Annotated in this window: 3 protein-coding genes; all 3 read right to left on the reverse strand. The window is 64.6% G+C overall.

Annotated elements, in window-relative coordinates; genetic code table 11:
• Window positions 1-107 precede the first annotated feature (107 nt).
• A complete protein-coding gene (locus PWP93_RS37265; RefSeq protein WP_421048404.1) occupies window positions 108-2,072 on the reverse strand; it encodes a chloride channel protein in 1,965 nt (654 codons plus the stop codon).
• Window positions 2,073-2,129: 57 nt separating this feature from the next.
• A complete protein-coding gene (locus PWP93_RS37270; protein ID WP_421048405.1) occupies window positions 2,130-2,360 on the reverse strand; it encodes a hypothetical protein in 231 nt (76 codons plus the stop codon).
• A gap of 123 nt (window positions 2,361-2,483) precedes the next feature.
• A partial coding sequence (locus tag PWP93_RS37275) for a MarR family winged helix-turn-helix transcriptional regulator (RefSeq protein ID WP_421048406.1) occupies window positions 2,484-2,706 on the reverse strand: 223 nt, incomplete at its 5' end.

Genomic DNA, 2,706 nt, shown 5'->3' on the forward strand with positions numbered 1-2,706 from the left:
TGATCACCCATGCGCGATTGTCTTCGCCAGGCCGGCTGGATCCCGGGGCATTGTGCAGCTTCGCGTAATGCAGTGCCGCTTCAATGCGGCTGCGGACCGCGCGCCAGTCAGTCTTTAGTTTCATGACGGTCCTCCTCGTCTGCGCCGCGCGACGCTACTTCGCGCTGCAACGCACGCGCATCGCCGTGCGGCCCGCGCGCATCGTTGTTTGCGCGAGCAGGGAAAATGCGGATGCTGCTGGCGACGGCATCCGCAATGTGCTCCTTTGCAATGACGCCGCTGACTCGCAACGGCCCCGATAGACCTCCAGCGACGACGACCGCCATCGTCGCCCTGTGCTGCCGCAACTGGCTGATGACGTCGAATGCGGCATCGGACTCGTCGACGACGATGTAGTTGTGTTGTGCGAGCCGGCCCAGCGTCACCGTCAGGTCGTCGCGACTCACGGCGCGCCGCAGGCCGGTATTGATGCGAAGCACGCCGTTTATCTTGCCATCGCGTGTGACAACCACATGACGAAAGGCCGGGTCGCCTGGCGAGCGAAGCAGATTCCGGAACGGCACGGCCTCGTCGAGCACGAGGACATCGGTTTCCATGACCTGTGCAGCGCTTTGCACCAGAAACATGTTGGCATGCAAGGCATTGGGAATGACGTGCCCCCGGCGCGCGAGCTTCAGCGTATAGATGCTCTCGTGCGAAAGCAGGCGGCGGGTGCCCAGGCTGAACGCGACGGCAATGATCATCGGCAGCACGATGTCGTAGTCGCGCGTCATCTCGAAGATCATCGCCACGGCGGTCATGGCGGCGCCGGTGCCCGAGCCGACCATGGCGCCCATGCCCACCATGGCGAACGCAGGAGCGCTGACCGGCACCCACGGCAGCATGAACTGGAACGCCGATGCCAGCGCGGCGCCCAGCGTCGCGCCGACGAACAGTGACGGAGAGAAGACCCCACCCGACGATCCGGAGCCGAGACTCACTGAAGTCGCGAACGTTTTCGCGACAGCAAGCAGAAGCAAAAACAAGCCGCCCTGCAGTTGGCCGTAGAGCGTCGCCTGGATCGACGCGTAACCCACGCCTTCGACGTAGTAGTGTCCGGCGTAACGCATCAGCGCGTACATCAACGCACCGACAAGCAGCATGCCGAGCGCGTGGCGCCAGTAGCGATTATGGATGCGGTCGAAACCGTCCTCCGCCCAGTGCAGCGCGCGTATCAGCACGGCAGCGGCAGCGCCGGTGACCACTCCGAGCACCGCGTACAGCATCATCGTGAGGGCGCTGCCCGGCTGATTGGGCAACGCGCCCAGCTGCGCGGGAACCAGAAATGCTGGTTCGCCTCCGAAAAAGAGCCGCCCGACGAACGTCGCTGTCCCGGTCGCGAGGGCAACGGGCAGAAACGTGTTGACGCTGATTTCCGGCATCATCAGTTCGGTCGCGAAAAGTACGCCGCCGATGGGCGTGTTGAAGGTGGCGGCGATCCCCGCGCCCGCACCGGCCGCGACCAGCGTGATGCGCTGGCCCGCAGCCATCGGCATCGCCTGGCCGAGTGTCGAGCCGAGCGCCGAACCAATCTGGATGATGGGGCCTTCCCGGCCCACCGCCGCTCCGGTGCCGATCGCAAACGCCGACGCAAGCGACTTGACGACGGCGACGACCGGCCGGATCACGCCGCGTTTGAAATAGATCGCGTCCATGACTTCCGGCACGCCGTGCCCCTTCGCCTCGGGCGCGAAGGTGCTGACGAGCCAGGTGACGACGAGCGCGCCTGCAACGGGGACGAGGATCACCCAGGCGCCCCATGGCGCCGCAGGTGTGAACCGGCTCGCGTCATAGGAAAACGACAGATGGCCGAGAAAGAACGCATTGTGCACGGCGCCAATCAGGCCGCGAAACACGACGGCCCCGAGGCCGGTGACGATGCCCACGAGGAAGGCATAGAAGCACAGAAGATAGATGCCTATCGGCTGCGCTTCGTCATCGGGCAGGGCGGCCGGTACGGCGCGCCCCGCCGCGACCGGGACGGCCTGACGAGCGGCCTTCCCGGTATCCTGTTGCCTTATCCCCTCGCTCATGGTCCCGTGCTCCCGGCTGCCATCGGTTGCTTTGCGGCACTCGCCTGACTGTGTTGGTTAGCTGGTGCTGTTCATGCGCGCCACCATGTAAGCGGTTTCGCTGCCGTCAAGCGAGCTGCGAAGCGCAAGCAGGAGCACCACGATGCTCCAGATCGTGACGACCAGGATATCCCAGCCAAAGCCGATCACCCCGCGTCCGCCGCCGATGCCGCCGAGCCACGAAAGCCCTACGATTCCGGCATCACGCCGGAGCTTGCCTTCGAGGGTCAGGCTTGAGGGTGTGCTCATGCTGAACTCCTTGCTTTTAGTCACCCCTGACGCGTCTGCGTTGTGCTTGTGCCGTGTGTAGCATTCTCCTCTTTGACACGCTGGCCGGAGACTACGGGCTGTTGTAGCTTCGTGCTATTGCCCTTAGTCCCTGAATGCCCAGCCAAAGGACTGAACCTCCTGCTTGTGAAATGCGGCCACCTTCATGAGGCATTGCTCCCCCTTGGGCGTCAGGTGCACCTGTGACTGACGGCGGTCGTATGGGCTCTGTACGCGGGAGACAAGCCCGGCTGCCTCACAGCGGGTGACCAGCGCCACGGTTCCGTGCGACGAAGCCTGCAGGCGTTCGGCGATTTCGCCCACGGTG

The sequence above is a fragment of the Paraburkholderia sp. A1RI-2L genome (genome assembly GCF_048957375.1).
Lineage (GTDB): Bacteria > Pseudomonadota > Gammaproteobacteria > Burkholderiales > Burkholderiaceae > Paraburkholderia.

Coding starts and splice junctions, on each gene's coding strand:
- PWP93_RS37265 (WP_421048404.1), bottom strand. CDS start 2,072: ATGAGCGAGGGGATAAGGCAACAGGATACCGGGAAGGCCGCTCGTCAG.
- PWP93_RS37270 (WP_421048405.1), bottom strand. CDS start 2,360: ATGAGCACACCCTCAAGCCTGACCCTCGAAGGCAAGCTCCGGCGTGAT.